The sequence below is a fragment of the Paenibacillus selenitireducens genome (assembly GCF_002021565.1).
Classification (GTDB): domain Bacteria; phylum Bacillota; class Bacilli; order Paenibacillales; family Paenibacillaceae; genus Paenibacillus_K; species Paenibacillus_K selenitireducens.
Window position 1 is genome coordinate 157,452 of the sequence record NZ_MSZX01000010.1, and the last position, 26,547, is coordinate 183,998.

Sequence of the window (26,547 nt, forward strand, 5' to 3'; positions counted from 1 at the left end):
TTTTTTTATCTTTCTTTCTTGTCTTTTCCCTTGCCATTTCCATGACCGTTGCCGTTATTGTTTGGATTCACCGCATTCGGATCTACGGTTGTACCATCGTTAGGATTATCCGGGTTCATGGTACCCGTGTCCGCTGGCACAGAGCCATCGTTCCCATTCCCATTTCCTTGGTCAGGATTGGTATTCCCGTTCCCATCTGGATTATTAGGATCGACGGGAATTGTTGGGTCAGGATTCGTCGGATCTGTCGTACCCGGGTTATTCGGATCCGTCGGATTAGGATTGTTCGGATCCGGATTATTAGGATCTGGGAGCGATGGATCAATTGGAGGAAGATCGCTCTCAATCTTGATCTTCACCGTCGCAGAAGGTCCCGTCTCCGTATTCGATTCAGCGATATAGGCTGTTACATAATACTCATATTCTGCATTCGGAACAATTTGCATGTCTTCGTATGCATTCGCTGGAACTTCGCCCATCATCGTATATTTAGATTCCGTAGATTCTTTGCGATATACACGATAAGTAGCGGCTTGATCCGTCGTTACAGCGGACCAATTCAGGCTCACCGTTTGCGTATCTGCAGAGTAACTCGCCATCAATCCATTCACTTTATTCGGCGGTTTCACTTCTTCTTGCACATTCGATGGTTTATCAAATGAACCCTTCTTCTGGTTCTCTAACGCTTTGGTCATGACCTTCTTAAAGAGTGACGCGGCTTGACCGCTGCCTTTTTTAACAACATGATCCTTATCTGTCTTGTCATACCCCATCCAGACGGATGCCGTCCATTCTGGTGTATAACCCACGAACCACACATCACGGTTAGCACTGCTTTTAAAATTAGGAATACCATGTTGTGTCGTACCTGTCTTCCCGGCTGTTGGTCTACCGCTAATTTTAGCACTTTTCCCTGTCCCGTTATTCACGACTTCCTGCAAAACATCTGTCATGTAATACGCAGTTTTTTCGCTCATGGCCTTCTTACCCGCATTTTCATTAAACTTGTAGACAGTTTTATCGGACCGGTCTACAACTTCCATCACGGCATGAGCTGGATCGTAGGTTCCACCATTCGCAAAGGCACTGTAAGCTGTAGCCATTTGAATTGGGGAAGCTCCGTATGTCAATCCACCCAAGGCAATCGCTAAGTTGCGGTCATCCTTGGTCATAGGAATACCAAGACCCATTGCAAAATCATACCCTGTCTTCACACCAATTTCATTCAATAACCACACCGAAGGCAGGTTAATCGATCGCTTCAAGGCATCTGTAAAACTTACGGCCCCGATATATTTGTTACTTCCTAAATCAGATGGACAATAGTTGCCGAAGCATTGCTTATCATCCCGAACTGTAGACCATGGCAAGAATTTGCCAGACTCTAACGCCGGACCATAACTTGCAATCGGTTTAAAGGTTGATCCCGGCTGACGCAGTACCGTCGCGCGATTTAATCCTTTACGGATATAATCACGACCACCTGCCATCGCAACAAGCCCGCCTGTATGCTGATCCATAATAACCATGGATCCTTGCATTTGCTGCTCATCTTTACTTTGTTCGAAGTTGCTGTCATCCGCAAATTCTGCATCGATAGCTTTCTGTGCATCTGGATTTAGCGTAGTATAAATTTTATATCCACCACGATTCAGCTCTTCTTCTGAAATGCCTGTCTTCTCTACGGCTTCATCAATCGCATAATCAACAAACGCAGACTGCACTCGCTTCGTTTCTGTCGCTGCATCCGGATTATAGTCCACAGTTGCTGCTTTATTCATCTCCGCTTGTGTAATATATCCTTGGTCAGCCATCAGCTTTAATACAACACCGCGGCGTTCCTTCGATCTATCTGGATTGGATAACGGGTTATACGTGGATGGTCCTTTAGGCATCGCAGCTAATGATGCAATTTCCCACAATTCCAAGTCATTCAAATCACTCTTGCCAAAATAACGCTTGCTTGCCGCTTTAATCCCATATGCACCTTTACCAAAATATATCCGGTTCAAGTACATCTCAAGTATTTCATCTTTGGTCTTATGGTTCTCGAGCGCTAATGCGATGGATACTTCCGTTGCTTTCCGGAAGAATGTCTTATCATGGGACAAGAACAAGTTCTTCGCCAGCTGCTGCGTGATCGTACTACCACCCTCAACCTTACTGCGTGCAATGACGTCCTTCACCGCAGCACGACCAATAGACCATAAGTCGACACCCTGATGCTCATTAAAACGGCGGTCTTCCGTCGCAATAAAGGCTTCGCGGACTTTTTCCGGTATTTCATCAATCGTTACAGGTTCACGATTCTCAACGTATAATTTGGCGTACTCATTTTTATTGATATCGTAGACAATGGAGGCTTCATCCATGACTTCGTATTTGTCACCATTCTCCTTCAAAATGCGCTCGCCATTCAAGATTATCCATAAATAACCTGCAATCGCACAAAACGCCGCAATGGCAATCGTAAAGAACAAGAGCAGCAGCCCTTTTTTCATTGTAAACTTCTTCTTGCCCTTGCTCTTCGGTTTGGTTCGACGTTGCGAACGCGGCGCTTGATTTCTATTACTTCCTTGTTGATTTGGCACCTCTACCGACTCCCTTTCGGTAATATTCTCTCTATAAGCTCTAGTTCCTATAACTTGCCTAGGAATGAAAAGAACAACCCATATAACGGGTTGCTCATCCATCATAGGCTATTCCATTAAACGAATCTCATCAACAAAAGGTTTCAAAAACCTTTATTTAGTCATTCTGATTATCTTGTACTAAGGAAACGTTACGCTGCGGCGTAAACGTAGAAATGGCATGTTTATACACCATTTGCTGACGGCCTTCACTGTCAATAACAATCGTGAAGTTATCAAATGCTTTGATCACACCACGAATTTGAAAGCCATTTGTTAAATATACCGTAACCGGAATATTGTCTTTCCGTAATTGGTTCAAGAACGTATCCTGGATATTAATGGACTTATTCATTAGCCGTACCCCCACATATCAATTAGATTGTTTTGAAATATATTCAAGATCGATGTGAAACTTTCCTGCTATTATATCACGAATTGCCTGCTTATTCTTCACAAAATTTTCGGGCTGCGTCACATCAACCCAGTGGATCTCTTTCATATGACGGAACCATGACAACTGTCTTTTGGCAAATCTTCGCGTATCGCGCTTCAGTAAAGTGACTGCTTCATCCAGCGAACATTCGCCTTCCAAATAAGCGGCAATCTCTTTATAACCGAGTCCTTGCATCGATACGAGCTCTCTCGTAAAGCCCTTCTTCAGCAGCCTGTCTACTTCCAGAACAAGACCCTCTTCCAGCATTTCGTCTATGCGCTGCTCTATACGTTGATAGAGTAGGGCACGTTCCATCGTAAGACCAATGATGCAGAGATCATACGGTGAGGTTTTGGTCTGGCCTGCAAGCTGTTCGGATAGCGGAGCTCCCGTCAAATGATAGACCTCTAACGCTCGGATAATCCGACGTTGATCATTTGGATGCAATCGGTCCGCGGTTACCGGATCCACTGCTTTTAACTTGTCATGGAGCGCAATGGCGCCGTGTTTCTCTGCGAACAAGACCTGTTCTTGCCGAAATACTTCATCTGCGCCAGTCTCAGAAAACTCAAATCCATAGCATACCGATTCCACGTAAAGCCCGGTGCCTCCGACAATAAAAGGAAGCTTCCCTCGCCCCTCTATTTCCATGGCCAATGCTTTGCATCTGTCTTGAAATTCGGCCACGGAGAACGCTTCATCAGGGTCATGAATATCAATCATATGATGGACAATGCCTTTCTGCTCATGCAGCGGCAGCTTCGCTGTCCCAATATCCATGTGACGATAGACTTGCATCGAGTCGCCAGAAATAATCTCACAGTTGAATAGTTCCGCAAGTTCCAGGCTTAAAGCCGTTTTTCCTACTGCTGTAGGACCAATCAATACGAGCATGCGCGGTTTATGATTCGTTGTTGTCAATGTGTATCACTCCGTAAGCAATTTTCGAGGGGTTGCGGTGAACACAAGAGAAACCTAACCGCTCAAACTCCGAACTGTCCCGCTGTTCTTTGAGCACAACGGTTTTGCGTGCGACTCGCTTCGCTTCCTCAATGCTGTTGAAATCAAGCGCATGATGATTAGCGAGCCCCCGCAATGGGCTAAGTGAACTGGATTCCATTAATGGCTCACGAAACATCGGATCGAAAAAAACAATATCTACGCTTCGATCCGGCAGCGTCTTTAAATACGTTGCATGATTTACATTCTTCATTTGAATTCTTCGCATGTCTTCATTCATCGCGGGCACATCCGTCTGATACGTCTGTAACCCTTCTTTGACGAGTGCGTACAGACAGACTTCACTTTCAAGTGCAATAACTTGTCCTGTGGCCCCTACCCCTTGGGAGAACACAATGGAATCTGACGCTAATCCAGCTGTGCAATCCAGTACGGTATCCCCTGCTTGTACCCTAGCGACTTCCAACATGGGATCAGAATCTCCGCGTAGTAACCTTTTCACACGTACGAACGACATACTCGGGTGAAAGTGCATGGCTTCTTTTTCCGGATGGACATAGCGAATTTCTTGATCGGTTACGATAATCAAATCAGGATCCTTATAAATGCGAAACAATTTGGCAACCGATCTTCTCTCCCTCACAACGTAGCGGCATTGCAGCTCTTCCGCTAGTTTCTTGGCCCGCTCTACGGACTGCTCAGAAGACGAGTCCGCTGTGGTAATGATCATAACCTCACCCTTATTATAAGTCTAACAACGGTCATATCTCAAATTTACATGACTCGTTTGAACATTTTTTCCAATTCATAGGTTGAAAAACTAACAACAATCGGCCGCCCATGAGGGCAGGTATACGGCTGTTTGCAAGCAGCTAGGCGCTCAATCAAGACTTCCGCCTCCAGCGTCGTTAGCTTTTGATTTGCTTTGATAGATGCCTTGCAAGAGCACATAATCGCTGATTTTTCTCTTAATTTCGCGATATCTACAGACTTTTCTTGAAGGATCCATTCGGCCATCTCTTGAACGAGCGCCGTCTCATCCCCTTCCGGGAACCAATGCGGATAGGCGCGAATAATGAAGGATTGCCCTCCAAAATGTTCCAAAATGACACCTGCTTGTTCAAACAGAGGGAGCTTCGTTTTCATGACTTCCGTCTCTGTCGGCGTAAATTCTAATGTTATCGGGAGCAGCAGTTCTTGCGAGGCATCCGCAGGATTCCCGAATTTCTCATAATAAAATTCATAATTGATACGTTCATGCGCAGCATGTTGATCAATAAGGTATAGTCCCGTATCATTCTGCGCGATGAGGTAGGTCCCATGCATTTGACCAATCATTGAAAGCTCGGGAAATGCAGGCAAATCGACTCGCTCCTCAGGTGCCTGATAGATATGTTGGATCGTATCTGGGGACATCGGAGCCGTCGGTCGATAGGGTACCTGTTGATTCCCATTCGGTCTGGAGCCTGCTGCATAATCCACCCGTTCTCGCTCACGAACCGTTGAAGCCTCGAAGCCAGCACCAGCCCGGCGATCCGCATACACCTCATTGGATTTTTGCTGTTCTAACGGTGTAAATGCTGACGTTCTGCCTTCATGCAACGTTGGCGGATTCCACGTATACCGCTCTGGGCTGCGCCCAGAAATCTGATCCGGCACGGGACTGCCATCCACAGGAGCCGAAGCGGCTGCGCGATTGAATTGTAATTGTTCTTGAATGTACCCATTTTTCTCTCCGCTCTTCGGCTTTGCCGCGGCAGGGATAAGTACTTGATCTTGCAGAACCTCTGCAATGGTATGCTGAACAAATTGACACAGCTCTAATTCCTTACTAAAGCGCACCTCCAGCTTCGCAGGATGCACGTTCACATCGACAAGCGAAGGATGCATTTCCAGATGCAGCACCACGAGCGGGAACCGGTTAATCGGCAGCAATGTATGGTATGCCTGCTGAACGGCTTGATTCAATGCATAGTTGCGAATAAACCGCCCATTCACGACCGTAGAGATGGCATTTCGGTTCGATCGTGTCTGCTCAGGTTTACATACATATCCTTTGACGCTGTAATCCAATTGCTCCCCTTCAATCGGGATCATGGATTTAGCAATCGATGTGCCGTAAATGGCAGCTATCACCTGCAGCAGGTCACCATTGCCAAGGGTCTGCAATAACGTATTACCATTATGTCGAAGTGTAAAAGCAATTTGCGGATGTGCAAGTGCCATTCGATGCATCGTATCCGAAATATGCCCCAGCTCCGTCTGAATGGTCTTCATATATTTGAGTCTTGCCGGGGTATTGTAGAATAATTCCCTTACGGTGAAATCCGTACCGCGAGAGGTATTCGTGTCTGCGTTCGTCTTCAAGCTTCCGCCTTCGATGACGATACGCCGACCCAACCCCGTATCCTCAGCAGATGAGATACATTCCACCTTGGATACCGCCGCGATACTTGGCAAGGCCTCGCCGCGAAACCCGAGACTACGAATTTGGAACAAATCTCGTCCATTCGCAATTTTACTCGTAGCATGCCGGTAGAAAGCCGTCTCACAATCGTCTCCATCAATCCCTGCCCCATTATCCGTGACACGAATCAATTGTAGACCGCCTTCTTCCACTGCGACATCGATTCGGGTGCTGCCAGCGTCGATTGCATTCTCGACAAGCTCTTTAATAACGGATGCTGGCCTCTCAACCACTTCACCGGCAGCAATTTGGTTGGCAATATGCTCGTCTAGGATATGAATTTTCGACATGCTCTTTCCCCCTTTTCTCCATCGCGAAAGCCATTATAACGTTTGGATCCATTGGTTATTAACCTTTGAGCTGCTGCTTCAGCTCATTAAGCAACTGAATCGCCTGTAATGGAGTCATATTCATGATATCCGCTGCTTGCAAATTCGCAATGACACGTTCAGCCTTTGCATCCTGCTTTTTGATAGGCTTGGAAAGCGGCACCTCTTCCTCATCAAAAATCGATAGTTGAACGACACCCTTCGGCTCTTCGACCGCCTTCTGAGTTGTTGCGTCTGGAACGGAAGCCGTCTGCCCAACATCTCCAGTAACATCTTCTGTCGCTTGTCCCACCGCAGCCTCACGAACGACCATCTGGTGATTGCTCTCAGTATACTCAAAACCTTGAAGCAGCGTATACGCCCGATCAATAATTAGGTCCGGCAGCCCAGCTAATCGTGCACAATAGATGCCGTAACTTGTGCTTGCAGCACCAGGAATGAGCTTACGCAAGAAGGTCACGTCATTTCCATTCTCTTGTACTGCCATGCAGTAGTTCCGCAGACCTTGTAAGCTTTCCTCTAAATGCGCCAGCTCATGAAAATGAGTGGATACAAGGGCCTTGCAACCGATTCGATCGTGAACAAATTCAATAACCGCTTGGGCGATAGACATGCCTTCACTGGTTGACGTTCCTCTTCCCAGTTCATCAATAATGACAAGACTCCGAGGCGTCGCTTTTTCCGTCATCACTTGAATGTCCATCATTTCGACCATGAATGTACTTTGGCCGCCGATCAAATCATCAGCCGCGCCGATTCGCGTAAATATGCGGTCAATCATTGGAATTTCAGCTTGCTCTGCAGGGACGAAACATCCGATTTGCGCCATGATGCAGATCAGCGCAACTTGACGCATATAGGTACTTTTACCTGCCATGTTAGGTCCAGTAATCAATAGAATCTGTTCTTCGTCCCGCCGGAGCTTCGTATCATTTGCGATGAACGAACCGCCATTCATCACGGCTTCGACCACAGGATGGCGACCTGATTTTACAACGAGATCATCTCCGTCCGTTAAGACGGGCTTCACGAATCGATGCTTCGCACTTACGGTTGCTAACGATTGATATACGTCTATTTCCGCGACTTTCTCAGCCAGCTTCTGCAACCTAGTGATCTGCTCCGCAATACGGTCCCGCAGCTGCACGAAGAGACTGTATTCTAAATCTACCATCTTTTCTTCTGCTTCTAAGATAAGGGATTCCTTTTCCTTGAGTTCCGGTGTAATGTAACGTTCGGCATTCGCAAGCGTCTGCTTCCGTTCATAACGGCCTTCGGGCAGGGAGCCGATGTGAGATTTCGTAACTTCAATATAATAACCAAACACTTTATTAAATCCGATTTTCAGCGTTTTAATCCCCGTAGACTCCCGCTCCCGGCGTTCCAGATCAGCGATCCAACGCTTTCCGTTCACATTCGCTTCACGCAATTGATCCAGGTGGGCGTCATAACCTGATTTAATGAGTCCTCCATCCCGTAGGGAGATGGGCGGTTCATCCATGACAGCTTGATCAATCCAAGCTAGAACATCTGAACAAGCATCCAAATCCGAAGCTAAGTCTCGCAGCGTTACCGAGGGCGATTCCACACACAAGGTTTGCAGTGCAGGGATCTGCTGCAAGGATGTCCGAAGCGCGATCATGTCCCGCCCATTCGCATTGCCGAAGGCAACACGGCTAACGAGACGCTCCAAATCGTAAATCTCTTTCAATTGCGTACGGATTTCTTCCCGGACGATAAATTGATGAAACAGCTTGTCCACAGCTTCTAACCGCGACTCAATGGCCGTACGCTGCATGAGCGGCTTGTCAATCCAACGGCGCAATAATCGTGCCCCCATAGATGTCTCTGTCTCATCTAACAGCCATAACAGCGTACCTTTCTTCGCACGCTCGCGGACGGTCTCCACGAGTTCCAAATTACGGCGCGTGAAAGGATCAAGAATCAAATAATGTTCCGGTTCATAGCTTCGAATCTGCGTGAGTTGACCTAGTGAGCGTTTCTGCGTTTCACTAAAATAAGCAACGATACGCGATACGGCACGACGTCTCACATCCTCAAGCCGTGACCAAGCCGCGTCACCAAATTGACGTACAACAAGGGCATCATCGATCTTCGTCCAAGGCGTCCGTAGTACGGGTTTGCCCCACTGCATGTACTCCTGTTGCACGATATCCATTAATTCTGCATCCCCGATGACTTCAGAAGGAGCATAGATATTCATTTCGTCTAACAGACGCTCTTGGGAATACGGAAAAGAAGTTACGTATAACTCTCCCGTGGATATATCACTAGCGGCAAATCCCAACATCCCGTTAAGGATCGTGAGACATACCATGTAGTTATTCAGCGGCTCGCCTAAAGTCTTGCTGTCCATGGCTGTTCCAGGTGTAATGACCCGAATGATTTCGCGACGAACAATCCCCTTTGCCACTGAAGGATCTTCCACTTGCTCACATATGGCTACCTTGTAACCTTTTTCAATTAATCTATGAATATAATTTTCAGCGGAATGATAAGGTATCCCGCACATGGGAATACGCTCTTCAGCACCGCCTTCACGCCCGGTAAGTGTAATCTCCAATTCCTTCGAAGCTAATATTGCATCCTCGAAGAACATTTCATAAAAATCTCCTAAACGAAAAAATAAAAACGCATCCTGCGCTTCTGCTTTGATCGATAAATATTGCTCAATCATTGGCGTATACTTGGCCATGTCCGAACCTCCACCTCTTTCATTACCGTACCATTATACCAGAAATGCTGAAACAGGTCATGAAAAGGGCGGGATTTTCCACACACTTCGAATATCCACTTGCTCATCCCAAGCGGTTTGGTGTCGAATCCGATGCAATAAAGGTTCGATGTAATTCGCCAAGTCCTCATAAGTAGGAAGCCGAGTCATATTTTCATCCAGCTCCATAAAGGCTTCAGAAAGTTGCTCGATATCCCCCTGATAAAAAGCTTGTTGAATCTGTTCATCCAGCGTAAATCGCCCAGATAATTGACGATAGTTCATCGCTAACAATTGGGCTAGCGCTATGACACCTTTCGTTATCGTGGGGGATACAAGCCAGCTCGGCAGTGTTCGATACTCAAATCCCGTATGCGGTTGAACGCGGAAATCACCGAGTATACCGTACTTTGGTCTTCGTTTGACAGAACTTCTGGCTTCAATAATGGCAAGCGGCAAGGCCAAATAGTTGTCAAGAACACGCAAGAACTCAGCATTTAACCACATGCCGCTGAAATGAATATGGCCTCCGATGGCAAGACCCGGGTACGGCATTCCACCGGCAAGCCATTTCAAGGTAGGGTCCGGTATTCTACGTGCAGCGATATGCATGGCTCGCATCAATTGAATCATTAATTCCCGCGGCTCGGTTCTCGGATCAGGTCGAAGTTCAACCAAGGGATAAATCGGCTGGATCGCCGTCGTGACAGAGTGGGCATCTAATTCAGACCGTTCCCCGCGAATCCAAACGGCATCGCAGCCGACAATACCATCTCTTGGCAAAAATTTCGAAGCCGATACCACTTTTTCCCGAGCCGGGTCATAAAGAATAAACTCCGGATCCATGCCAAGCATCGCCGGAGTTGTTCGGTTTATTTCAGCTTTCCACTTCTTCACATCTTCTAGGATGGCTTGCGCATACCAATCGGCCATGTTAAGTGCGCTGAGTTGAGGATGGCCATGAACACTCTCTACAACGGCACGTTCATCGTCATACGCCTGAATATGCACTTCCCCGACATCCAAGCCGACACTATAACAAGCACGAACAGCTAATCTGCTTAATCTGCGGAGTACTGCATCTGTTGAATCCAATCCTACAAATTGATCAGCTATCAGACCCCCAGGTAAAATCGGCTTGAATTGAAACACTGCAACCGCGCGCAAGTGAAATACATGAATTTTATAACGCCTGGTTCCTGACTTTTGAAGAGGTGACGTATGTATGCCGTTACGGTGCAATACTTTGTTTACACCAGATTCCCCTAAACGAAGAAACAGGTCTGCGTACGCGTTAACGACGTAGATTTGCTGATGTGAGGGGCTTGGTTGCCGACTCCCTCTTTCAGACGATTCTGGGGCATGACCCCAACGTACCCACAGGACTCCTGTTCCATCTTTATCGATGTGGGATAGCGATGGTTCTGTTCCTTGTCTGCGAAGAAACATTCCTCGCTTCCCACATTGCTCCTGAAGTGCGTGAATCAACGGGAGAGGCCGTGATTTGTCCGTATATTCCAATACAATCCCGCAGCCGTCTGTCCATACGAATGAATCCATCGCCTCCACCTCGCTTCAACCCCATGGCTTACCATTCTAAAGAACAGTGCCCATGACCTTAAATAAATTTTCAAAAAAAAGGAGGGCTCATGCCCTCGTCGCTGTAGATCTTGCTGCATATAGTAGACTAACGAAGCATTACAACTCATCATCCAGTAAATCTGGATCCAAATCATCATAATCTCCGTCGTCTCCAGAGAAATCATAATCTTTGTCATCATCGTCCCCGCATCCGTTCGGGCAAATTTTGACGCAGACTTTGGTCTCGGCGGTCATTTCAACGGCAAACTCGCGTTCCACACGAATCGAAACACTGGATTTGTTCGAAGAAACGCTCGCTTCCACACAATTCGGTTCCTGCGTTGCCTCCGCCGAGACCTCTTGTGTCGAAGCTCTATGTTTCGGATCCAGATACGACAATGGAACGTGTTCTACATAAGATACGGTTTCTTTGGCTACATCCGTTTGCGAGTTTTTGTCGTATGAATACCAAATGTTGATATCGTAAGTACCAATAACTTCAATGCCGTCGCCTGCACGAACCGCTTCGTACTGATGGTTGATAACCCATGCCCCCAGGATGCTGGTTGGATTATGAGGCGGAGTCACGGTATGTGTTACGGTAGAGAACTTACGACCCTTGCCGCAGACTGCTTTCGTAATGATCTCTCTGCATTGGTGTTTATCTGCTAATGCCATCCTTTTTACCTCCTCCATACAATCATTCATTTAAAGTGTATGCAGGACGTGGGCGAATGTTGATAGTATGGACATGCATAAATTTAAATGATTCTTATTTTCTTTGATTTCCAGCGGTTTTTTACGCTTAATTCATACTATGAGCCAATACACAAGAATATGAAATATGAGCAAAATATGCTCCTCAATCGAACATGAAACGATAAAAAAAGATCCTTCAAAAATTGCAGGATCTTTTTTTACTTCATTATATAGGTGAAATCCAAACCGTGATTCTTGCTCGTTTTACATCATATTTTTTTCTTACCGTCAAACGTATTCATAGCAAATTAGATTCCATGCTTAGCACCATATTCTTTCTTTTATAAAACTTTTGAAAATAACCCAACATCTCTTAAAAAGATTATATAGACTTGTTAAGGGGTTCGTTCATATTTCTTCTGAACACTTGGCAATAAAGAGGTTGCCTGAATAAGGAGACCCAGACCCATATAAATGATATGTACTACGGATACCCCATGTATGATATAAATTTGCACCGTAATCCAAATAATCAAACAGAAACCCGAATAAAGCGAGAATGTCCAAGACCAATGTTTATCCCTGAATACGTTTAACTTCTCAGCAATGGCACATGTCCACTTGCATGTTAATCCTATGGCGATGATGACCGGAATCACGCCAAGAACGACGAGCAGGATGATCCCAGGAACAAGAAAGCTAGAAAAAATAGAGCCTTCTAACATCGACAACGGCATCCCCAGCAAATCGCCACTTGGATCTAGTGTTAACGCGCCGCCTCCAAATATCGCTCCAACTCCAAGAAACAATTGCAGTGCAATCAATAACACGGATCGATCCTTATTCTTATCACTCATAGCAAGAGAACCCCCTTTACCTTCGATAAGTAATAATTATATGAATATTCCATCAAATGGAAATGACAATTATAACTCCTATTGGGTTATCTTTACACACATCGTTCTCTACTACCTATTTATTCAAGCGCTAGACCGGTATGGGACACGCTTTCTGCCAAATTCTCATAAACATAATAGTGATCGTAAAAAAACAGAAAAGAAAGGGATGATTACAAATGGCAATTCGAGATCAATTTATTTTGCAGCCAAGTGATTCGTTTAATATGAATGGCCGCCAAGAAGCAGACCAAGGTTTAGAGCTCTATGATTCACCTCAATACGGATCTGTGACGGGTACGGTTCGAGACACAAATGGAGGTCCCCTCGAAAATGCTGTTGTCAAATTGTTTACAGCCAACAATATTCCGTTCGAACATACGGTCACTAATGCACAAGGCGTATATCTAATAGATCAGATTCCTTCTGGCAATTACAATATTACGTCTTCAAAACAAGGATATCTTATACCGAACAATATTCCTGTAGGCGTCATACCCAATCAGGAATCCACGGTCAATATCACCATGCAGACGGATACGAATGTCGAGAAACTAACCATTTACGGGATTATCAGCGATATAACGGGCAAACCCATTGAAGGAGCGACCGTAGAATTATTCGAACAAACGGGTTCAGATCGAGTTTCATTAGGTACAGTATCGACGAACTCGCAAGGTCAATATTTATTTACTGACCTCGATGGTGCGACCTTCATTATCGTCGCAGGTAAATTCGGATATTTGCCCGTAGAAAACTGGGTTGGAACCCTGACTCCGCCTGGATTTTTTGGCACAAACTTAACCATTGCTCCAGACCCGGAATTCAATTCTGGAACGGTAAGCGGAATCGTGAAAAGTCATAGCACGGGTCAGCCCATCGCTAATGCAATCGTCGCTTTGTACGCAATTACGGGACAAACGGAAAAAATCATTAACATGACACGAACCAATGCCCTAGGCGTTTATTTATTCGGCGAAGTTCCAACCGGGAACTATCGCGTCAAAGCAACCGTTCAAACGAATAGTTAAGGTCTGATTCCTCATGCCGATTCGAGACAAGTATACGCTGGCCAGCAGCAATCCTTTCTACCTTCATCTATCGGAAGAAGTGAACATTGACTTAACACTAAATGAAGCACCACAGCCACCATGCACGCGCATCCAGGGCACCGTATCCCATGCGTGCGGCAATTATATCAAAAATGCGCTTGTATCCATTTACTCCGATCAGCATGCCAAATTATTTCAGGTGAAAACCAACCGAAAAGGCCGTTTCATCTTTGAATCGCTAGTCCAACCAGGACGTTACTATATTGGGGCATCCGCAGAGGGGTACGAAGCGTCAAAATTGAAATGTATCGCTGTTGAGTCCTCTTTTACAACGCGAGTAAGTTTTCAACTGCATACGGATCATCTCAACTCATTTGGAGTCGTGTACGGAAGAGTATTCGACAGTGGCACTAATCTTCCGCTTGCCAACTGCAGCGTTACCCTTCATATGTGTCGAGCTCCACACCGGATATATGCAACTACCTCTACCAATGGGGACGGACAATTTCTCCTCTTTTTCATCAAACCCGATATCGTCTATTGGTTATCAGCCAGAAGGATGGGATATCAGCAAAGCCTCTCTTGTAAAATTCGTGTAAAAGCGGGAGAGCGAATCCTTCGCAACATGAGATTAACAAGCTTCGAAATGGATCACATAGGACAAGTCACTGGCACAATCGTACATCATCGTTAAATCCAAACTCCAGCATCCCAACGAATATCCGATTGAAGACATTGAAGATAACAAAAAGCCTCTTATGTAAAAATAAAGAACCGCTGGAGATCCCAACGGTTCTTGGTCTTATTTCTGGATTACAGCACGGATGGCTGCTATTTTTTAGATTAAGCATTGTCGGCTGCTATTTCGCTAGACGTTGTTTATCTTTTCTCGCGACAGCCAAAAACTGCTCCAACTCCCTGCATAACTGAAGTATTGCGGAGCGGACTTCGAATTCGATACGCGTTACAGGCAGCTGCATTTCCTTCGCCGCTTCAATGAATTGATGTAACTTTTCTTCGGAATGCCCTGTAAAATAACTCACTTTAACATCTTCGCTTAAGATGTGGAACAGATCCGCAGCCTGCTCTCCTTGCGGTAAATTCTGATATACATGACTGAGTAAATCCAACATGCGTTCGATCGAGTTAAGCTGCTGTTCCCGCATATAGAAATAGATGTACCAACCTTCATCCGTCTTCAGCAGTTGATTATCAAGCCCTCTTCTCGCGATCTTAATGCCCTCGTTCACGGCCTGCTGAGCTTCCAACAGCTCTTTCCCACTCCACACATAATTGATATCCCGCAAGCTCTTCTCAATTTCCTTGAAAATATCCGAGAACAACTGATCTACTTTTTCACGCATCCCATTCAGTTCTTTCTCCAGATTCGGCATATACAGAAGATTCACAAGCGTAGCCGATCCTAATCCGATACCCACAGAGAACAGTTCATTCGTAATCGCATGAAATGCTAGGGATGCGCCCCCAAAAATGTGGAAGACCGCGACCGTACTTGGAATAATTCCATCCTTCATATGAAAGCGCGATAATAGTGGGAACGCAATCAGAATGTACACGGCAAGCGCAAAGATTTTGAACCCTAGAATTTCAAAAATAACGCAACCGAGCACCAACGCAACAATGGAGGCACAGAAGCGTTCGCTCACGACCCGTATACTTCGTTTCCTGGTGACGTCCACGCCCAAAATAGCCAAAAGCCCCGCTGACAGCGGAGCTGGTAGTCCTACCCATTCAGCGATTACAATCGCGAGCATCGTCGCTATCGCTGTTTTTATCACTCGAAATCCCATGAAAGCCAACCCTCTTTATTTAATGTCTGACTTCTATGGTACTTCATTTTATCCGATTGAACAACATTAGCGGAGCCTGCGCTCCAAATAAGCAACCAATTGGTACATCACCGTTGCGACAACAGCAATTAATACCAAGGTCGACATGACCAACGTGAAATTGAACACTTGGAAGCCGTAAATAATCAAATACCCGAGCCCGACTTTGGAAACGAGAAACTCACCGACGATTACCCCAACCCAAGCTAAACCAACATTGACTTTTAACGTGGATAAAATTGCAGGATAAGATGCTCGCAGAATCACTTTATAGAAAATATCCCGCTTCCGACCGCCGAAGACACGAATGACTTTTACATAATTGGGATCCACATCACGAAAGCTCTGATAGACCGTCAAGGTTGTAATAATAACCGTAATCGATAGCGTGGTAGCGACGATCGCCATGAAGCCTGGGCCGAAGCCTACGATAAATAAAGGGCCTAACGCCACTTTTGGCATGCTGTTAAACACAACCATATAGGGATCTAACACTTTTGCCGCAAAATCCCACCACCAGATAAAAGCAGCTAGCAGCGTACCTAGCAGCGTGCCGAGCAAAAATCCAACAATCGTCTCCCCAACCGTCGCCCCCAAATGCGGCCAGATCGAACCATCCATCATATCATTTCCGATTTGGTTAAATACCTTTGAGGGGTAGCTGAACAATAAGACGTCGATCCATTTCAAACGCCCCGCGATTTCCCACAGTGCAAAAAAAGCAACGAGAATAACCAGTTGGGTCCCGAATACAACGTGCCGCAGTCGCTTCTTCTGCTGCAAATGCTGTTGATGAAGGGATCGGATTGGGTCTTGTGCTTCCATAGGCTGCTGCATCAAGATTCCCTCCTTTCCGTTGCTTCGAGCTCTTTCCAGACGTTATGAAATAGTTGATTGAACCCCTCTTGTTCACGTGCGTAGAAAGGCTGTGCTTGACGGATTCCATCCGGGATGACGAATTCTTTGCGTACGCGTCCAGGGTTTCGTTCCAAGACAATGACTCGGTCACTGACCGCAATCGCTTCGGATAAGTCATGTGTCACAAGAATCGCTGTCTTCTGATGCTGTTTCATCGTCTCCACGATCAGATCTTCCAACTGGAGCTTCGTCTGATAATCGAGCGCGGAAAAAGGCTCATCCAGCAATAATAGATCTGGATTCGTCGCGAGCGTCCGTACAAGTGCAACACGCTGCCGCATACCGCCGGATAATTGATGCGGATACAGCTGCGCTGTATTCGAGAGCCCCATTTCTTCTAATAATTGCAAGGTGTAATCCCGCAGTTGCGCAGTTAACTGTCCTGTCAGTTCTAATCCAATACACACGTTATCCGCGATCGTGCGCCACGGAAACAAATAATCTTGCTGCAGCATATATCCTACAGTCGGTGAAGGGCCCTGTACATTGGTACCGTGGACCTTCACCTCTCCGGTTGTAGAATGCAACAGGCCGGCGATCATCGAGAGAATCGTTGTTTTCCCACAACCGCTCGGACCCACTAAGCTGACGAACTCGCCTGGATTTACCGTGAGGGAGATTCGATCTATGGCTAACGTCGCCTCACGATCTGTAACATATACCTGTGTGACTTCCTTCAATTCAACGACGGGAACCATAGACATCGGACTCCCTCCCCCTTATTTCATGGACTTCTCGGCGAACGTATTATTGACGATACTTCCATGCTCAACTTTAGATTTGAGCTCGCCTGCGGTTGACATCACATCCATCAGATTTTTCCATTCTGCTTCGTCAAGAATCGGATCGGTTGCATACGAGCCTTGATCTTTATACCGTTTCACGACGGAGATCGCGATATTGCGATCCGTATCTTTGAAATAAGGCAAGATCGTATCCGCAATCGTCTCTGGACTGTTCTCTTTCACCCACTGCTGTGCTTTATAAATGGCATTCGTAAATTTCTGAACGGTATCCCCATTTTTATCGATGAAGCTTTTCTTCGTCATAAATACGGTATATGGCAAATGACCGCTCTCAACCCCAAAGGATGCAATGACATGACCTTTTCCTTGCTGTTCAAAAATAGAAGCTTGCGGCTCAAATAACTGCACATAATCCCCTGTACCCGATGCAAACGCCGTTGCTATATTCGCAAAATCGATATTCTGAATAAGCTTCATATCCTGCTGTGGGTTAATCCCATGCTTTTTCAGCGCGAATTCACCCGCCATTTGTGGCATACCGCCTTTTCTTTGCCCAAGAAAAACAGACCCTTTTAACTGGTCCCAATTGAAATCCTTCACTTCATTGCGAGATACAAGAAATGTGCCGTCGGTCTGCGTGATCTGCGCAAAATTGATGATGGGATCATCCGATCCTTGCTGGAACACGTAAACGGACGTTTCTGAACCGACTAACGCCACATCAATCCCGCCGGACAATAAGGCTGTCATGGTTTTATCTCCACCTGCAGTCGTCTGAAGTTCCACATCCAGCCCTTCATCTTTGAAAAAACCTTTCGCAAGTGCCACATATTCCGGCGCATAGAACATCGAGCGCGTCACTTCGCCAATTTTCACTTTGACTGTTGCTTGCTTGCCCCCGGAACAAGCTGATAATACAACGCTGCTGAACAGCACCGTCAACAGCAAACCGAGGAGTAATCGTTTCTTCATAAACAAGTCCTCCCTATTCGTAAATCGTTGTGTACTCCAATGTATGCATGCGCCTAGGGAAGGGACACAAAAAAAAGACACCCTTGTGGGTGCCGTTATTCGTCGTATGAAATTACTCCTTGTCTCGCTGCGTGGAAAAGTTACCTTCCTCTCCCTCAGACATCTTGTTTTGTGTCAAAATTATTCCTTTGTAAAATCGTGGTATTTCCGTTACAATGTTATGGAACTTGGGTTCGCATGCAAGTCGTATCCCATCCATCATTTTGTAAGGAGGTGTGTTCATGGATCCTATGCAAACACCACCACAACAACAACCCGGTTATTATCAACCCATGTATCGTAAGACCAATTCGAAATCCATTGCAGCTCTAGTCTTAGGCATTTTAGCTGTCGTGGTTCCTTATCTTGGTTTTATTATTGGCATAATTGCAATTGTTTTCTCTCGTATTGCTTCGAATGAAATCAAACGGACCGGAGAAGACGGCAAAGGTATGGCCGTTGCGGGTCTCGTCTGTGGTATTGTTGGTACGGCTATTTACGCGGTAATTATTTTAATTGTCATTCTTTCGCTCGTTCTCTTCTCTACAACATCGGACTTATCCATCTTGGATACATAGACCGATTACATTCGAAAAGGGCTATTCACCGTAACGCACTGATGAATAGCCCTTTTTGTTATGCTCTTATTATAATTTATATACTTCGCTGAACTTGGTCTCCAAATACTCGATCAAATACGCTGGATTCAGCTCTTCGCCCGTAATTTGTAGAATAATTTCCGAAGGTGTTAGGCTCTTGCCATACTGATACACCTTGTCGGTTAACCAAGCTTTGATCGGATGCAAATCTCCTGCTTCGATCAGGGAATCCAATTCCGGCATTTCTCTGCGCAGCGTATTCATCATTTGCGCAGCATACATATTCCCTAATGAGTAGGACGGGAAGTAACCGAAGCCACCGCTGGACCAGTGAACGTCTTGCAAGATACCGAGCGCATCCGTTGGCGGTGTAATGCCTAGGTATTCTTGGTACTTCGCATTCCAGACCGCTGGCAAGTCTTCAACCGCTAACCCTTCATTGAAGATCATTTTCTCGATTTCATAGCGAATGATGATATGTAGGTTGTATGTCAATTCATCTGATTCGGTACGGATTAAGGATGGTTGCACGCGGTTGATCGCACGATAGAACGTGTCCACATCTGCATGTAATTGACCAGGGAAAATATTCTGTAAATCACCATAGTAGCGGTTCCAGAACATCCGGCTGCGGCCAATCATATTCTCCCAGAATCGCGATTGGGATTCATGAATGCCCATCGATGTTCCCGTGCACAGGGGTGTACCGATCAGATCCTTCGAAATATTCTGCTCATACAACGCGTGTCCGCCTTCATGCAATGAACTGAACAAAGAATTCGCCAAGTCATTTTCATCATAACGAGTCGTAATCCGCACATCGCCCGGGTTGATGCCCGTTGCAAAAGGATGCACACTCTCATCTAATCGTCCGGCTTGGAAATCAAATCCCATTTGTTCCAGTGCAAACAGACTATACTGATGCTGTTTCTCGATATCGAACTTTTGCTCCAATGTGGACATATCCGGTTGATTTTTGGACGCTGCAATAGCCGCCACGAGCGGAACGGATTTCGCACGCAATTCGCCGAATACCTCATCCAATTTGGCCACGGTCAATCCTGGCTCATACATATCCAATAAAGTATCATACCGTGTCTCTTTCGGTCCCCATAAATCAATAAATTGTTGATTATAGGCCACGACCTTCTCCAAATACGGCTTGTAGCGGGCAAAGTCGTTCGCTTCCTTCGCTTCTTCCCAGATGTTCTCTGCTTGTGTTGCCAGAACCACATATTCTTGATACATCTTCGCAGGAATTTTCTTGCTCTTCTCATATTCTTTCTTACACTCTGTTACCGTTTTTTGATTCAAGTCATCCAATTGGGCATATACATCTGGCTGGGATAATGCTTCTACATAAGCTCCCATTTCATCCGAAGTAGATAATTTGAACATTTCAGTCGACATTACACCGATCACCTCGGAACGGGTGTCCATGCCTTTTCGCGGCGCTCCGGTTCTTAAATCCCAGTACATCAGCGATAGCGCTTCTTCGTAACTTTTGATTTTCTGAACTAATTCACGGAAATCTTTCAATTGCTGTTCGTGGTTTGTACTCATTTTCCTACCGCCTTTCGAGCATTTTATAGAATCATCATTTGCATAATCTACTCTTGATGATACTTTTTGTTAGGTATATAATCAACTGTTAAGAGAAAACGATAGTTAAAATTTTAAGCATGAAGGAGGGACAAAACCGTTGTTTGTTACATTAACAGAGAGCGCAATACATGTGATTGAACGTAAAAAGGGTAATGATGAAGGCTACTTATTGCTTGTCCATGACAACAAGGGCAGCGGATGCGCAGATAACGGCACACCTTCCCTTCACCTTGTCTCTTCACTTACAGATGCACTCGAACCGGTGGATACGAATGGGCCGGCGATGTGGACAGATCGATTTCTCAAGATTTATTTTGAAGAACGCATGAACATAGATACCAGCGGGCCCGATTCGTTTAAGCTCTCAAGTGACCAGCAGATCTATAGCAGACATGTGATGCTCGTCGACCTCCGGTAGGCGTGGTATATAGACTTTTAGATATTTAGGGAGGAACCCAAGCTTATGACAATACTATCCGAAATCCTAGAATACAACCAAAAATTCGTCGAAAACAAAGAGTACGAAACCTACATCACGGATAAATATCCGGAGAAAAAAATAGTCATTCTCACCTGCATGGATGCTCGTCTTGTGGAATTACTCCAGAAAGCTATGAATTTACGTAACGGCGACGCCAAAATCATCAAAAATGCCGGTGCCATTATTACGCAACCTTTTGGTTCTGTCGTACGGAGTATTCTGATTGGGATCTATGAATTCAATGCAGATGAAGTCTTGATCATCGGACATAGCGGATGCGGCATGACGCAACTCAATTCCGATGCCATTGTCGAGAAGATCAAAGCAAGAGGCATTTCAACAACCGTCTTAGACACACTCGAAAATTCCGGTATCAAAATGAATCGTTTCTTACGTGGATTTAACAGTGTTGAAGAAGGGGTTCGCAACAGCGTCAATGTTATTCGCAACCATCCTCTCATGCCAGAGGGCGTACATGTTCATGGCCTCATCATCGATTCCGAGACAGGTAAACTCGATATGGTCGTGGATGAAGCGTAAGAAAATTCACGACGAAATATAAAAGGCACTGCCTAGCACGAAACATTCGTGAAGCAGTGCCTTTCTTTTATTCTTTTGTAATTTTAACATTCCCCGAACTCGTACGGGCTTTAATGACATCCTTCGTCGTTAACTTTGACTCAGGTACAGACATATCTCCTGATCCGGTCTGAACATCATAGAACCCATCGAATGTCTCCGGAACAAATATTCTCACATTCCCTGATTCCGCGCTTACATCTAATGGTGAAATCGTTCGCTGCTCAAGTTCGACATTGCCGGAAGATGCGCGAATCGATGCTGCGCCCTCATGGTTATTCACTTTAATATTCCCGGATGTAGCATGAGCTTGAAGGTCGCCCTTCACATCTTGCAGCTTTATATTTCCAGATGTCAATTTCGTCTGTAGATCCCCTTCGATTCCCTTTCCGGATATATTCCCAGAGTTCCCTTCGATCTGAATGTGGGCCCCCTGAATATGTTCCACGTCAATATTACCTGAACTGGCAACGAAATTTATTTTCTCGGCATGTACGCCTTCAAAGCTTATATTGCTGGAACCTGAATCAGATTCAATCGACTGAAGTTTTGCGTCTTTGGCTAGCGCAACGACCACCTTCTGATCCTTGGGAAAGTCAAAAGAGAATAACTGGAAACTCCGCGAGTATTGTAGGCTCAAGTCAAACGAACCCGCATTCGGCTGCAATGAATCCAAATGTTGAATCACATCTTCCGGAAGCTTACCCGTAAGCTCAATATAGTTCGATTGATCTGTGCTCTCAATAAATTCCACATCCATATTAAAGTCTGTTGTAATCTTCAGATTCTTCAGACCTGCTGCATCGATACTCCATTTTTTCGTATAATCAACCATTTTATTTTTCGGATCTTCTACACCATACATGATTAATCCGATAATACCAACGATAATACAACATGTCGCAATAAATATAACTCCACTTTTTCTCATTAGTCGTTCCCCCCTCCATGTAATGCACGAGAATTCCAAAGAATATATTTTTTTGTGATTTTAAGTGAGCTGACCCACAACGGCTTTACACCAAGCCACATAAATAATCCGATACCAATGCATATCAGCGACATGAAGATTTTATAATTAACAAGGTATCCGTTCCAGAAGTAATCGAATACGACCAATAACGGTGACCCGACGCAAGCAATTACACCAGCGGACAGTCCAATGCACAATGCATACAGCGCAACCATGAGTGGAATGGCAACCAAGTTTAAGAAAAACAACCCAACTCCAATACCTACCCGAGCCCCAGCAGAACGCTTCACAGGCGTGTATAACTGCGGATCCACATAATTGTCTCCAAGGATTTCATATGCCAGTTCCACGGGATTCCCTAGCTCCCTCGCAATCTCTTCTTCCGTCTTTCCATGCTGACGACCAAATTCAAAATGTGCCGAATACTCTGCTAATAATTCATATCGTTCCTGTGGTGGCATCAATACGACGTGACGCTCCAATAATCCCATAAACTCTGCTTTATTCAAGGATCTCATCCTCCCCAATCAAATTCGAGACACTCTGGACGAATGAACGCCACTCGGTTATCATTTCTTTCAAATACACTTCGCCGATGGGCGTAATCTGATAATACTTACGCGGAGGACCTTCCGTTGATTCTTGCAGATAAGTCGAGCAATACCCCTCGCTAACCAGTCTCCGCAACAACGGATACAGCGCTCCTTCAGCCACTTCAATATGCCTGGATACCTGCTGTGCTAATTCATAGCCGTATTTATCATTCTGATGAATGAGATATAGAACACAAAGTTCTAAGACACCTTTTTTAAACTGTACGTTGACGTTCAGATGACTCACCTCTTTACTTGCGTTTTTTTGTCTATTTAATGTTCAGTACTAAACAATGTTCACTAGCTGTAATTGAGTATACAATACAGTACTGATTAATGCAAGGTACTGATCTTTAATTTATATCAAAACATAAAAAAAGGGCTCATCGCCCTTTTCTCATCCCTCTTATTCATCCACATGTCTAGCTTCCAGCTGCCGTTGCCGCTCTGCGATAACGTCTGAACGATCGCGCAGTGTATGGCGATGAATCAAGGATTCATCTGTCATATCACTTGGTTCACACCACGCTACATCCCGTTCTAAGCAATGCTGCTTACATCGATCAAGGAGGTACATATCCTGGATGGGAATATTCAAATCTACGAATAAGCTCTCTCCCTGCTCCAGCGATTGGAGACGCTCCTTTAATGAAGATATCCACGAACCTGCGTCGATGCCTAGCTTCACTAACCGTTCCGGCTCACTATGCTCTAAGGTAGATCGCAGCATTTTAACGGCTCCAGCCAAGTTCCCTCTTCGATGATGATAACTGGATACCGCAGCTTGAATCAGTCCCAGCCAAGTCGTTGCAAAGAGGGCATCTTCTTGCTCTTTCCAATATTCCTCCATAATTTCATGGCATTCAAAATAATCCCTAGTCCCGTGGAACTCAACCAAATAATTGATATACGCGTCTGGATACTGATGCATAAGATCCCCACTTCCGCAAGTTCATATCTAACATTTTAAATCATTTTATAAAAAATTTGAAACCACAAACCACTTAGCCCGTATATAAATGGGAACAAAACTATTCAACATAAAGGGGAAATCAAAGGAATGCGTAAATTTGTACTCGTAATGATGGCTTTCTTCCTAGTCATGTTCGTCGTAACTCCAAGCGCCATCGATGCAAAACCTCGCGGTGGCTTCAAATCCGGAACAAAATCGTTCAATTCCACAACACCGAAGAGTAAAGTAAATCAATCGAATAGCGGCACATCGAAGAGCACTGGTACAACGAACAATACAACCGGGAAAAAAGGATTTTTCGGCGGCGGTAGTTTCTTAGGCGGTATGATGATGGGTGGTCTCGCAGGAATGATGTTCGGCAGCATGCTCGGATCCGGATTCATGGGAAACATGCTCGGTTTGTTGATTAACGTTGCAGCAATCTTTATTTTGTTTGCGGTGATTCGTTCCCTTTATACGTATTTCGTCAATCGTCGTAAAGTAGCGAATGATGATCGTAACAGGTACTAAGCTATGCGAATATCCCAAGATGAAATTGTAAATGCCATTTGTCTTCACATGGCGGATCGCAAGCAAGTTCGTCCAACCGACGTGTTAGTCGAACTCTGCTGGGATGAGGATACGGGATTTTCTGCGGAAGTAACGGTCCAAGGTCGTCTCCAATACCTCGTCGAAGCGAACATGCTAGAAGCCATTGAACGTTACGTCTACCAAGAATATCAGCAACGTGTCTATCGCGACCAAATCCATTTGGATGTGGAAGACGAAATGTGGGCCGATATCGATAATTAATACAAAAGCAGCCTATATTGGCTGCTTTTTTTATGCATTGAAAGAAGTATCTGACATGCCTCATCGAATTATGCATGTCTGTTCGAAAATACCGCTTGGCGCATATTGCCTGCATCGGTAGAAATATTTAAGGATTTTATGGTTGAGCATTGCGCATCACTGCAACAGCAGACAGACCATGAAGGTTAGGAAGCTCCCTCTTTCATGTCTACCTTCATTTTCAAGAGCAACAGCAAATCGTCATTTTCCATCATGTTCTTCAGCTTCTCTTTCGTCGGATTGAAGGATTCCATGGTTGTGCCTTGAATTTGTCGATAGGCAGCCAACAAAATTTCTTCACCCGCTCTGAGATGGACGGGGTCTTCGCCTACTGCATAAGCCCAGACCGAAGGACCATCCTCTATATTGGTAAAATCAACGATTTTGGGTTGCGTGTAAGTCGGTGGTGCGTATAAGAATATCGCTTTTTTATCATTTGCTAGATGGATCATTCCAAAACCCATATGGCCTTTATCTATCTTATTCGGGCTGTTCCCGTAAGAGATGCTCCCCAAAGAGGTACTCGGCATCGCAGTTCCTTGCTGATAGCCTTCAACCCAAATATTTACCCATGTCGTATCCGCGTGTGGCAATTCTAGTGAAAAATCAAAGATGTTACCCAAATGTAAATTCGTAAACGTATTCGTAGACTCACTGTCCGGTTGTTGTTGGATGATCGCGAGCGTATCATGATCTGCTTTACCCAGGTTGCAGCTTGTCATCCCAAGCATCAATAGGATCGATAGCAAAAGAAATATGATTTTGTATTTCATGTGACCTCCTCCATTTGTTGCATATGGAATATAACTCCTTTACTGTAACAGACTTTCCGAGAATGATCTATAAGTACCTTCCATGAGAATGACAAAGAGGACCTCGTAAGGTCCTCTCTTTCGTTCACGATTCACCCAATTCACTTAACATTTTAAACAGAAGCTCGCTGGATAAAATCACAGGCTTGCCGGAAGCTTGACGTGCAGCGATCCGATGCTCTCGTGTATATCCCATGCAATCGAGGACGATCATTTCGGCGCCCGCTTCAGCTAAACGTCGCGCAGCCTCGCCAATCTCTACCGGCGTTCCTTTGTATGGCGATGCTGCTTCCGTCGTCACTTTCGCACCATGGCTGCCCCATTTATGAAGCATCTCATCGGATTGCGCAGGCAGCGGGATCACCAGTCCCACTTGCGAACTTCCAGCCATCCGTGCGATAGAGGGTGTTAGAATACGCTCTGGTTCGAATAACAACGCCGTGCGCGTCTTCAATCGCGGAAAGGCGCCAGTACATAGCAGAATAATAAACTCATAACCTTCTTGCTCACTGTCTTCGATGATCGCTTGCAATGCCAATTCCGTACGTGCGGCGGATAATGTTACGCAGTGACCGTCGACCAGCCTTGTCGCTAACATGAATTCACCTGGAACAGGTTCGAATTTGGCACGGATCTCCTCGGGAGTTAATCCATCCAGTACACCTTTCTGTACCACGTCCATACAAGGGTCTAGCCATTTCGAAATCAACGGCTCGACATCGGTTCGCGGTGCTTGGCCAATGGTAAGGACGACAGCCTTATGACGTTGTAATGCCATTCCAACAACCCTCC

The 26,547-nt window shown here is 45.3% G+C and carries 27 protein-coding genes; 7 read left to right on the plus strand and 20 right to left on the minus strand.

Going from position 1 to position 26,547, the window contains the following annotated elements:
- Positions 1-5: 5 nt before the first annotated feature.
- The 9 genes from BVG16_RS23380 to BVG16_RS23420 all read right to left on the minus strand — a co-directional run bounded on the left by BVG16_RS23380 (position 6) and on the right by BVG16_RS23420 (position 12,693).
- A complete protein-coding gene (locus tag BVG16_RS23380) occupies positions 6-2,591 on the minus strand; it encodes a PBP1A family penicillin-binding protein (protein WP_078501612.1) in 2,586 nt (861 codons plus the stop codon).
- 157 nt (positions 2,592-2,748) lie between these two features.
- The gene (gene hfq, locus BVG16_RS23385) at positions 2,749-2,985 is read right to left on the minus strand and encodes an RNA chaperone Hfq (protein WP_078501613.1); all 237 of its coding nucleotides are present in this window, start codon (positions 2,983-2,985) and stop codon (positions 2,749-2,751) included.
- Between the two features lie 18 nt (positions 2,986-3,003).
- Positions 3,004-3,960 (minus strand): tRNA (adenosine(37)-N6)-dimethylallyltransferase MiaA, encoded by a 957-nt coding sequence (gene miaA / locus BVG16_RS23390; RefSeq protein ID WP_078501713.1) that lies wholly within the window; start codon positions 3,958-3,960, stop codon positions 3,004-3,006.
- Positions 3,961-3,967: 7 nt separating this feature from the next.
- Complete coding sequence (locus tag BVG16_RS23395) at positions 3,968-4,756, minus strand: class I SAM-dependent methyltransferase (protein WP_078501614.1); 789 nt, start codon at positions 4,754-4,756, stop codon at positions 3,968-3,970.
- A 44-nt stretch (positions 4,757-4,800) separates the two neighbouring features.
- Positions 4,801-6,783 (minus strand): DNA mismatch repair endonuclease MutL, encoded by a 1,983-nt coding sequence (mutL, locus tag BVG16_RS23400; protein ID WP_078501615.1) that lies wholly within the window; start codon positions 6,781-6,783, stop codon positions 4,801-4,803.
- 58 nt (positions 6,784-6,841) lie between these two features.
- A complete protein-coding gene (mutS, locus tag BVG16_RS23405; RefSeq protein ID WP_078501616.1) occupies positions 6,842-9,538 on the minus strand; it encodes a DNA mismatch repair protein MutS in 2,697 nt (898 codons plus the stop codon).
- Positions 9,539-9,595: 57 nt separating this feature from the next.
- The gene (locus tag BVG16_RS23410) at positions 9,596-11,116 is read right to left on the minus strand and encodes a putative amidoligase domain-containing protein (RefSeq protein WP_078501617.1); all 1,521 of its coding nucleotides are present in this window, start codon (positions 11,114-11,116) and stop codon (positions 9,596-9,598) included.
- A 138-nt stretch (positions 11,117-11,254) separates the two neighbouring features.
- Entirely contained in the window at positions 11,255-11,815 is a 561-nt protein-coding gene (locus tag BVG16_RS23415; RefSeq protein ID WP_078501618.1) for an outer spore coat protein CotE, read from the minus strand.
- A 416-nt stretch (positions 11,816-12,231) separates the two neighbouring features.
- Positions 12,232-12,693, minus strand: coding sequence for a hypothetical protein (locus BVG16_RS23420; protein WP_078501619.1), 462 nt, complete (start codon positions 12,691-12,693; stop codon positions 12,232-12,234).
- A 218-nt stretch (positions 12,694-12,911) separates the two neighbouring features.
- On the opposite strand from BVG16_RS23420, the gene BVG16_RS23425 reads away from it, so the two are divergent.
- Positions 12,912-13,763, plus strand: coding sequence for a carboxypeptidase-like regulatory domain-containing protein (locus tag BVG16_RS23425; protein WP_078501620.1), 852 nt, complete (start codon positions 12,912-12,914; stop codon positions 13,761-13,763).
- Positions 13,764-13,776: 13 nt separating this feature from the next.
- Complete coding sequence (locus BVG16_RS23430; RefSeq protein WP_078501621.1) at positions 13,777-14,478, plus strand: carboxypeptidase-like regulatory domain-containing protein; 702 nt, start codon at positions 13,777-13,779, stop codon at positions 14,476-14,478.
- Positions 14,479-14,644: 166 nt separating this feature from the next.
- On the opposite strand, the gene BVG16_RS23435 is transcribed toward BVG16_RS23430, so the two are convergent.
- The 4 genes from BVG16_RS23435 to BVG16_RS23450 form a co-directional block, all read right to left on the minus strand.
- Positions 14,645-15,595 (minus strand): aromatic acid exporter family protein, encoded by a 951-nt coding sequence (locus BVG16_RS23435; protein ID WP_078501622.1) that lies wholly within the window; start codon positions 15,593-15,595, stop codon positions 14,645-14,647.
- 66 nt (positions 15,596-15,661) lie between these two features.
- Positions 15,662-16,471, minus strand: coding sequence for an ABC transporter permease (locus BVG16_RS23440; protein WP_078501623.1), 810 nt, complete (start codon positions 16,469-16,471; stop codon positions 15,662-15,664).
- Positions 16,471-17,250 carry an ABC transporter ATP-binding protein gene (locus tag BVG16_RS23445; RefSeq protein ID WP_078501714.1) on the minus strand — a complete coding sequence of 260 codons (780 nt, stop codon included), beginning with the start codon at positions 17,248-17,250 and terminating at the stop codon, positions 16,471-16,473. The genes BVG16_RS23440 and BVG16_RS23445 overlap by 1 nt, the downstream gene beginning before the upstream one ends.
- A gap of 21 nt (positions 17,251-17,271) precedes the next feature.
- On the minus strand, positions 17,272-18,270 hold the full coding sequence (locus tag BVG16_RS23450; RefSeq protein ID WP_078501624.1) for an ABC transporter substrate-binding protein: 999 nt from the start codon (positions 18,268-18,270) through the stop codon (positions 17,272-17,274).
- Positions 18,271-18,551: 281 nt separating this feature from the next.
- Here BVG16_RS23450 and BVG16_RS23455 point away from each other — a divergent pair, with 281 nt between their 5' ends.
- Positions 18,552-18,887: a DUF4190 domain-containing protein gene (locus BVG16_RS23455; protein ID WP_078501625.1), complete on the plus strand. Its 336-nt coding sequence runs from the start codon at positions 18,552-18,554 to the stop codon at positions 18,885-18,887.
- 69 nt (positions 18,888-18,956) lie between these two features.
- Here BVG16_RS23455 and BVG16_RS23460 read toward each other — a convergent pair whose 3' ends face one another.
- Positions 18,957-20,471, minus strand: coding sequence for a carboxypeptidase M32 (locus BVG16_RS23460; protein ID WP_078501626.1), 1,515 nt, complete (start codon positions 20,469-20,471; stop codon positions 18,957-18,959).
- A 139-nt stretch (positions 20,472-20,610) separates the two neighbouring features.
- On the opposite strand from BVG16_RS23460, the gene BVG16_RS23465 reads away from it, so the two are divergent.
- Entirely contained in the window at positions 20,611-20,931 is a 321-nt protein-coding gene (locus BVG16_RS23465) for an iron-sulfur cluster biosynthesis family protein (protein ID WP_078501627.1), read from the plus strand.
- 45 nt (positions 20,932-20,976) lie between these two features.
- On the plus strand, positions 20,977-21,534 hold the full coding sequence (locus tag BVG16_RS23470; protein ID WP_078501628.1) for a beta-class carbonic anhydrase: 558 nt from the start codon (positions 20,977-20,979) through the stop codon (positions 21,532-21,534).
- Between the two features lie 67 nt (positions 21,535-21,601).
- Here BVG16_RS23470 and BVG16_RS23475 read toward each other — a convergent pair whose 3' ends face one another.
- The 4 genes from BVG16_RS23475 to BVG16_RS23490 form a co-directional block, all read right to left on the minus strand.
- Positions 21,602-22,504, minus strand: coding sequence for a DUF4097 family beta strand repeat-containing protein (locus BVG16_RS23475; RefSeq protein ID WP_078501629.1), 903 nt, complete (start codon positions 22,502-22,504; stop codon positions 21,602-21,604).
- Positions 22,504-23,055 (minus strand): DUF1700 domain-containing protein, encoded by a 552-nt coding sequence (locus BVG16_RS23480; protein ID WP_158081767.1) that lies wholly within the window; start codon positions 23,053-23,055, stop codon positions 22,504-22,506. The genes BVG16_RS23475 and BVG16_RS23480 overlap by 1 nt, the downstream gene beginning before the upstream one ends.
- Entirely contained in the window at positions 23,048-23,377 is a 330-nt protein-coding gene (locus BVG16_RS23485) for a PadR family transcriptional regulator (RefSeq protein ID WP_078501715.1), read from the minus strand. Before BVG16_RS23485 ends, BVG16_RS23480 begins: the two co-directional genes overlap by 8 nt.
- Positions 23,378-23,545: 168 nt before the next feature.
- Positions 23,546-24,070 carry a DUF309 domain-containing protein gene (locus tag BVG16_RS23490; protein ID WP_078501631.1) on the minus strand — a complete coding sequence of 175 codons (525 nt, stop codon included), beginning with the start codon at positions 24,068-24,070 and terminating at the stop codon, positions 23,546-23,548.
- Between the two features lie 129 nt (positions 24,071-24,199).
- On the opposite strand from BVG16_RS23490, the gene BVG16_RS23495 reads away from it, so the two are divergent.
- Together BVG16_RS23495 and BVG16_RS23500 are read left to right on the plus strand one after the other, a co-directional pair.
- A complete protein-coding gene (locus BVG16_RS23495) occupies positions 24,200-24,622 on the plus strand; it encodes a hypothetical protein (RefSeq protein WP_078501632.1) in 423 nt (140 codons plus the stop codon).
- Between the two features lie 3 nt (positions 24,623-24,625).
- Complete coding sequence (locus BVG16_RS23500) at positions 24,626-24,904, plus strand: YxcD family protein (protein ID WP_078501633.1); 279 nt, start codon at positions 24,626-24,628, stop codon at positions 24,902-24,904.
- A gap of 185 nt (positions 24,905-25,089) precedes the next feature.
- On the opposite strand, the gene BVG16_RS23505 is transcribed toward BVG16_RS23500, so the two are convergent.
- Positions 25,090-25,716 (minus strand): hypothetical protein, encoded by a 627-nt coding sequence (locus tag BVG16_RS23505; RefSeq protein ID WP_078501634.1) that lies wholly within the window; start codon positions 25,714-25,716, stop codon positions 25,090-25,092.
- A gap of 124 nt (positions 25,717-25,840) precedes the next feature.
- The gene (locus BVG16_RS23510) at positions 25,841-26,533 is read right to left on the minus strand and encodes an AroM family protein (RefSeq protein WP_078501635.1); all 693 of its coding nucleotides are present in this window, start codon (positions 26,531-26,533) and stop codon (positions 25,841-25,843) included.
- Positions 26,534-26,547: the final 14 nt, after the last annotated feature.

Excerpts from the sequence above, each read along its gene's own strand:
- BVG16_RS23505 (WP_078501634.1), bottom strand. The coding sequence starts at position 25,716 with ATGAAATACAAAATCATATTTCTTTTGCTATCGATCCTATTGATGCTT.
- BVG16_RS23445 (WP_078501714.1), bottom strand. The coding sequence starts at position 17,250 with ATGGTTCCCGTCGTTGAATTGAAGGAAGTCACACAGGTATATGTTACA.
- BVG16_RS23440 (WP_078501623.1), bottom strand. The coding sequence starts at position 16,471 with ATGCAGCAGCCTATGGAAGCACAAGACCCAATCCGATCCCTTCATCAA.
- BVG16_RS23460 (WP_078501626.1), bottom strand. The coding sequence starts at position 20,471 with ATGAGTACAAACCACGAACAGCAATTGAAAGATTTCCGTGAATTAGTT.
- hfq (WP_078501613.1), bottom strand. The coding sequence starts at position 2,985 with ATGAATAAGTCCATTAATATCCAGGATACGTTCTTGAACCAATTACGG.
- BVG16_RS23510 (WP_078501635.1), bottom strand. The coding sequence starts at position 26,533 with ATGGCATTACAACGTCATAAGGCTGTCGTCCTTACCATTGGCCAAGCA.
- BVG16_RS23455 (WP_078501625.1), top strand. The coding sequence starts at position 18,552 with ATGGATCCTATGCAAACACCACCACAACAACAACCCGGTTATTATCAA.
- BVG16_RS23500 (WP_078501633.1), top strand. The coding sequence starts at position 24,626 with ATGCGAATATCCCAAGATGAAATTGTAAATGCCATTTGTCTTCACATG.
- BVG16_RS23475 (WP_078501629.1), bottom strand. The coding sequence starts at position 22,504 with ATGAGAAAAAGTGGAGTTATATTTATTGCGACATGTTGTATTATCGTT.
- BVG16_RS23425 (WP_078501620.1), top strand. The coding sequence starts at position 12,912 with ATGGCAATTCGAGATCAATTTATTTTGCAGCCAAGTGATTCGTTTAAT.
- BVG16_RS23490 (WP_078501631.1), bottom strand. The coding sequence starts at position 24,070 with ATGCATCAGTATCCAGACGCGTATATCAATTATTTGGTTGAGTTCCAC.
- BVG16_RS23470 (WP_078501628.1), top strand. The coding sequence starts at position 20,977 with ATGACAATACTATCCGAAATCCTAGAATACAACCAAAAATTCGTCGAA.
- BVG16_RS23395 (WP_078501614.1), bottom strand. The coding sequence starts at position 4,756 with ATGATCATTACCACAGCGGACTCGTCTTCTGAGCAGTCCGTAGAGCGG.
- mutS (WP_078501616.1), bottom strand. The coding sequence starts at position 9,538 with ATGGCCAAGTATACGCCAATGATTGAGCAATATTTATCGATCAAAGCA.
- BVG16_RS23495 (WP_078501632.1), top strand. The coding sequence starts at position 24,200 with ATGCGTAAATTTGTACTCGTAATGATGGCTTTCTTCCTAGTCATGTTC.
- mutL (WP_078501615.1), bottom strand. The coding sequence starts at position 6,783 with ATGTCGAAAATTCATATCCTAGACGAGCATATTGCCAACCAAATTGCT.
- BVG16_RS23430 (WP_078501621.1), top strand. The coding sequence starts at position 13,777 with ATGCCGATTCGAGACAAGTATACGCTGGCCAGCAGCAATCCTTTCTAC.
- BVG16_RS23450 (WP_078501624.1), bottom strand. The coding sequence starts at position 18,270 with ATGAAGAAACGATTACTCCTCGGTTTGCTGTTGACGGTGCTGTTCAGC.
- BVG16_RS23420 (WP_078501619.1), bottom strand. The coding sequence starts at position 12,693 with ATGAGTGATAAGAATAAGGATCGATCCGTGTTATTGATTGCACTGCAA.
- miaA (WP_078501713.1), bottom strand. The coding sequence starts at position 3,960 with ATGCTCGTATTGATTGGTCCTACAGCAGTAGGAAAAACGGCTTTAAGC.
- BVG16_RS23415 (WP_078501618.1), bottom strand. The coding sequence starts at position 11,815 with ATGGCATTAGCAGATAAACACCAATGCAGAGAGATCATTACGAAAGCA.
- BVG16_RS23410 (WP_078501617.1), bottom strand. The coding sequence starts at position 11,116 with ATGGATTCATTCGTATGGACAGACGGCTGCGGGATTGTATTGGAATAT.
- BVG16_RS23435 (WP_078501622.1), bottom strand. The coding sequence starts at position 15,595 with ATGGGATTTCGAGTGATAAAAACAGCGATAGCGACGATGCTCGCGATT.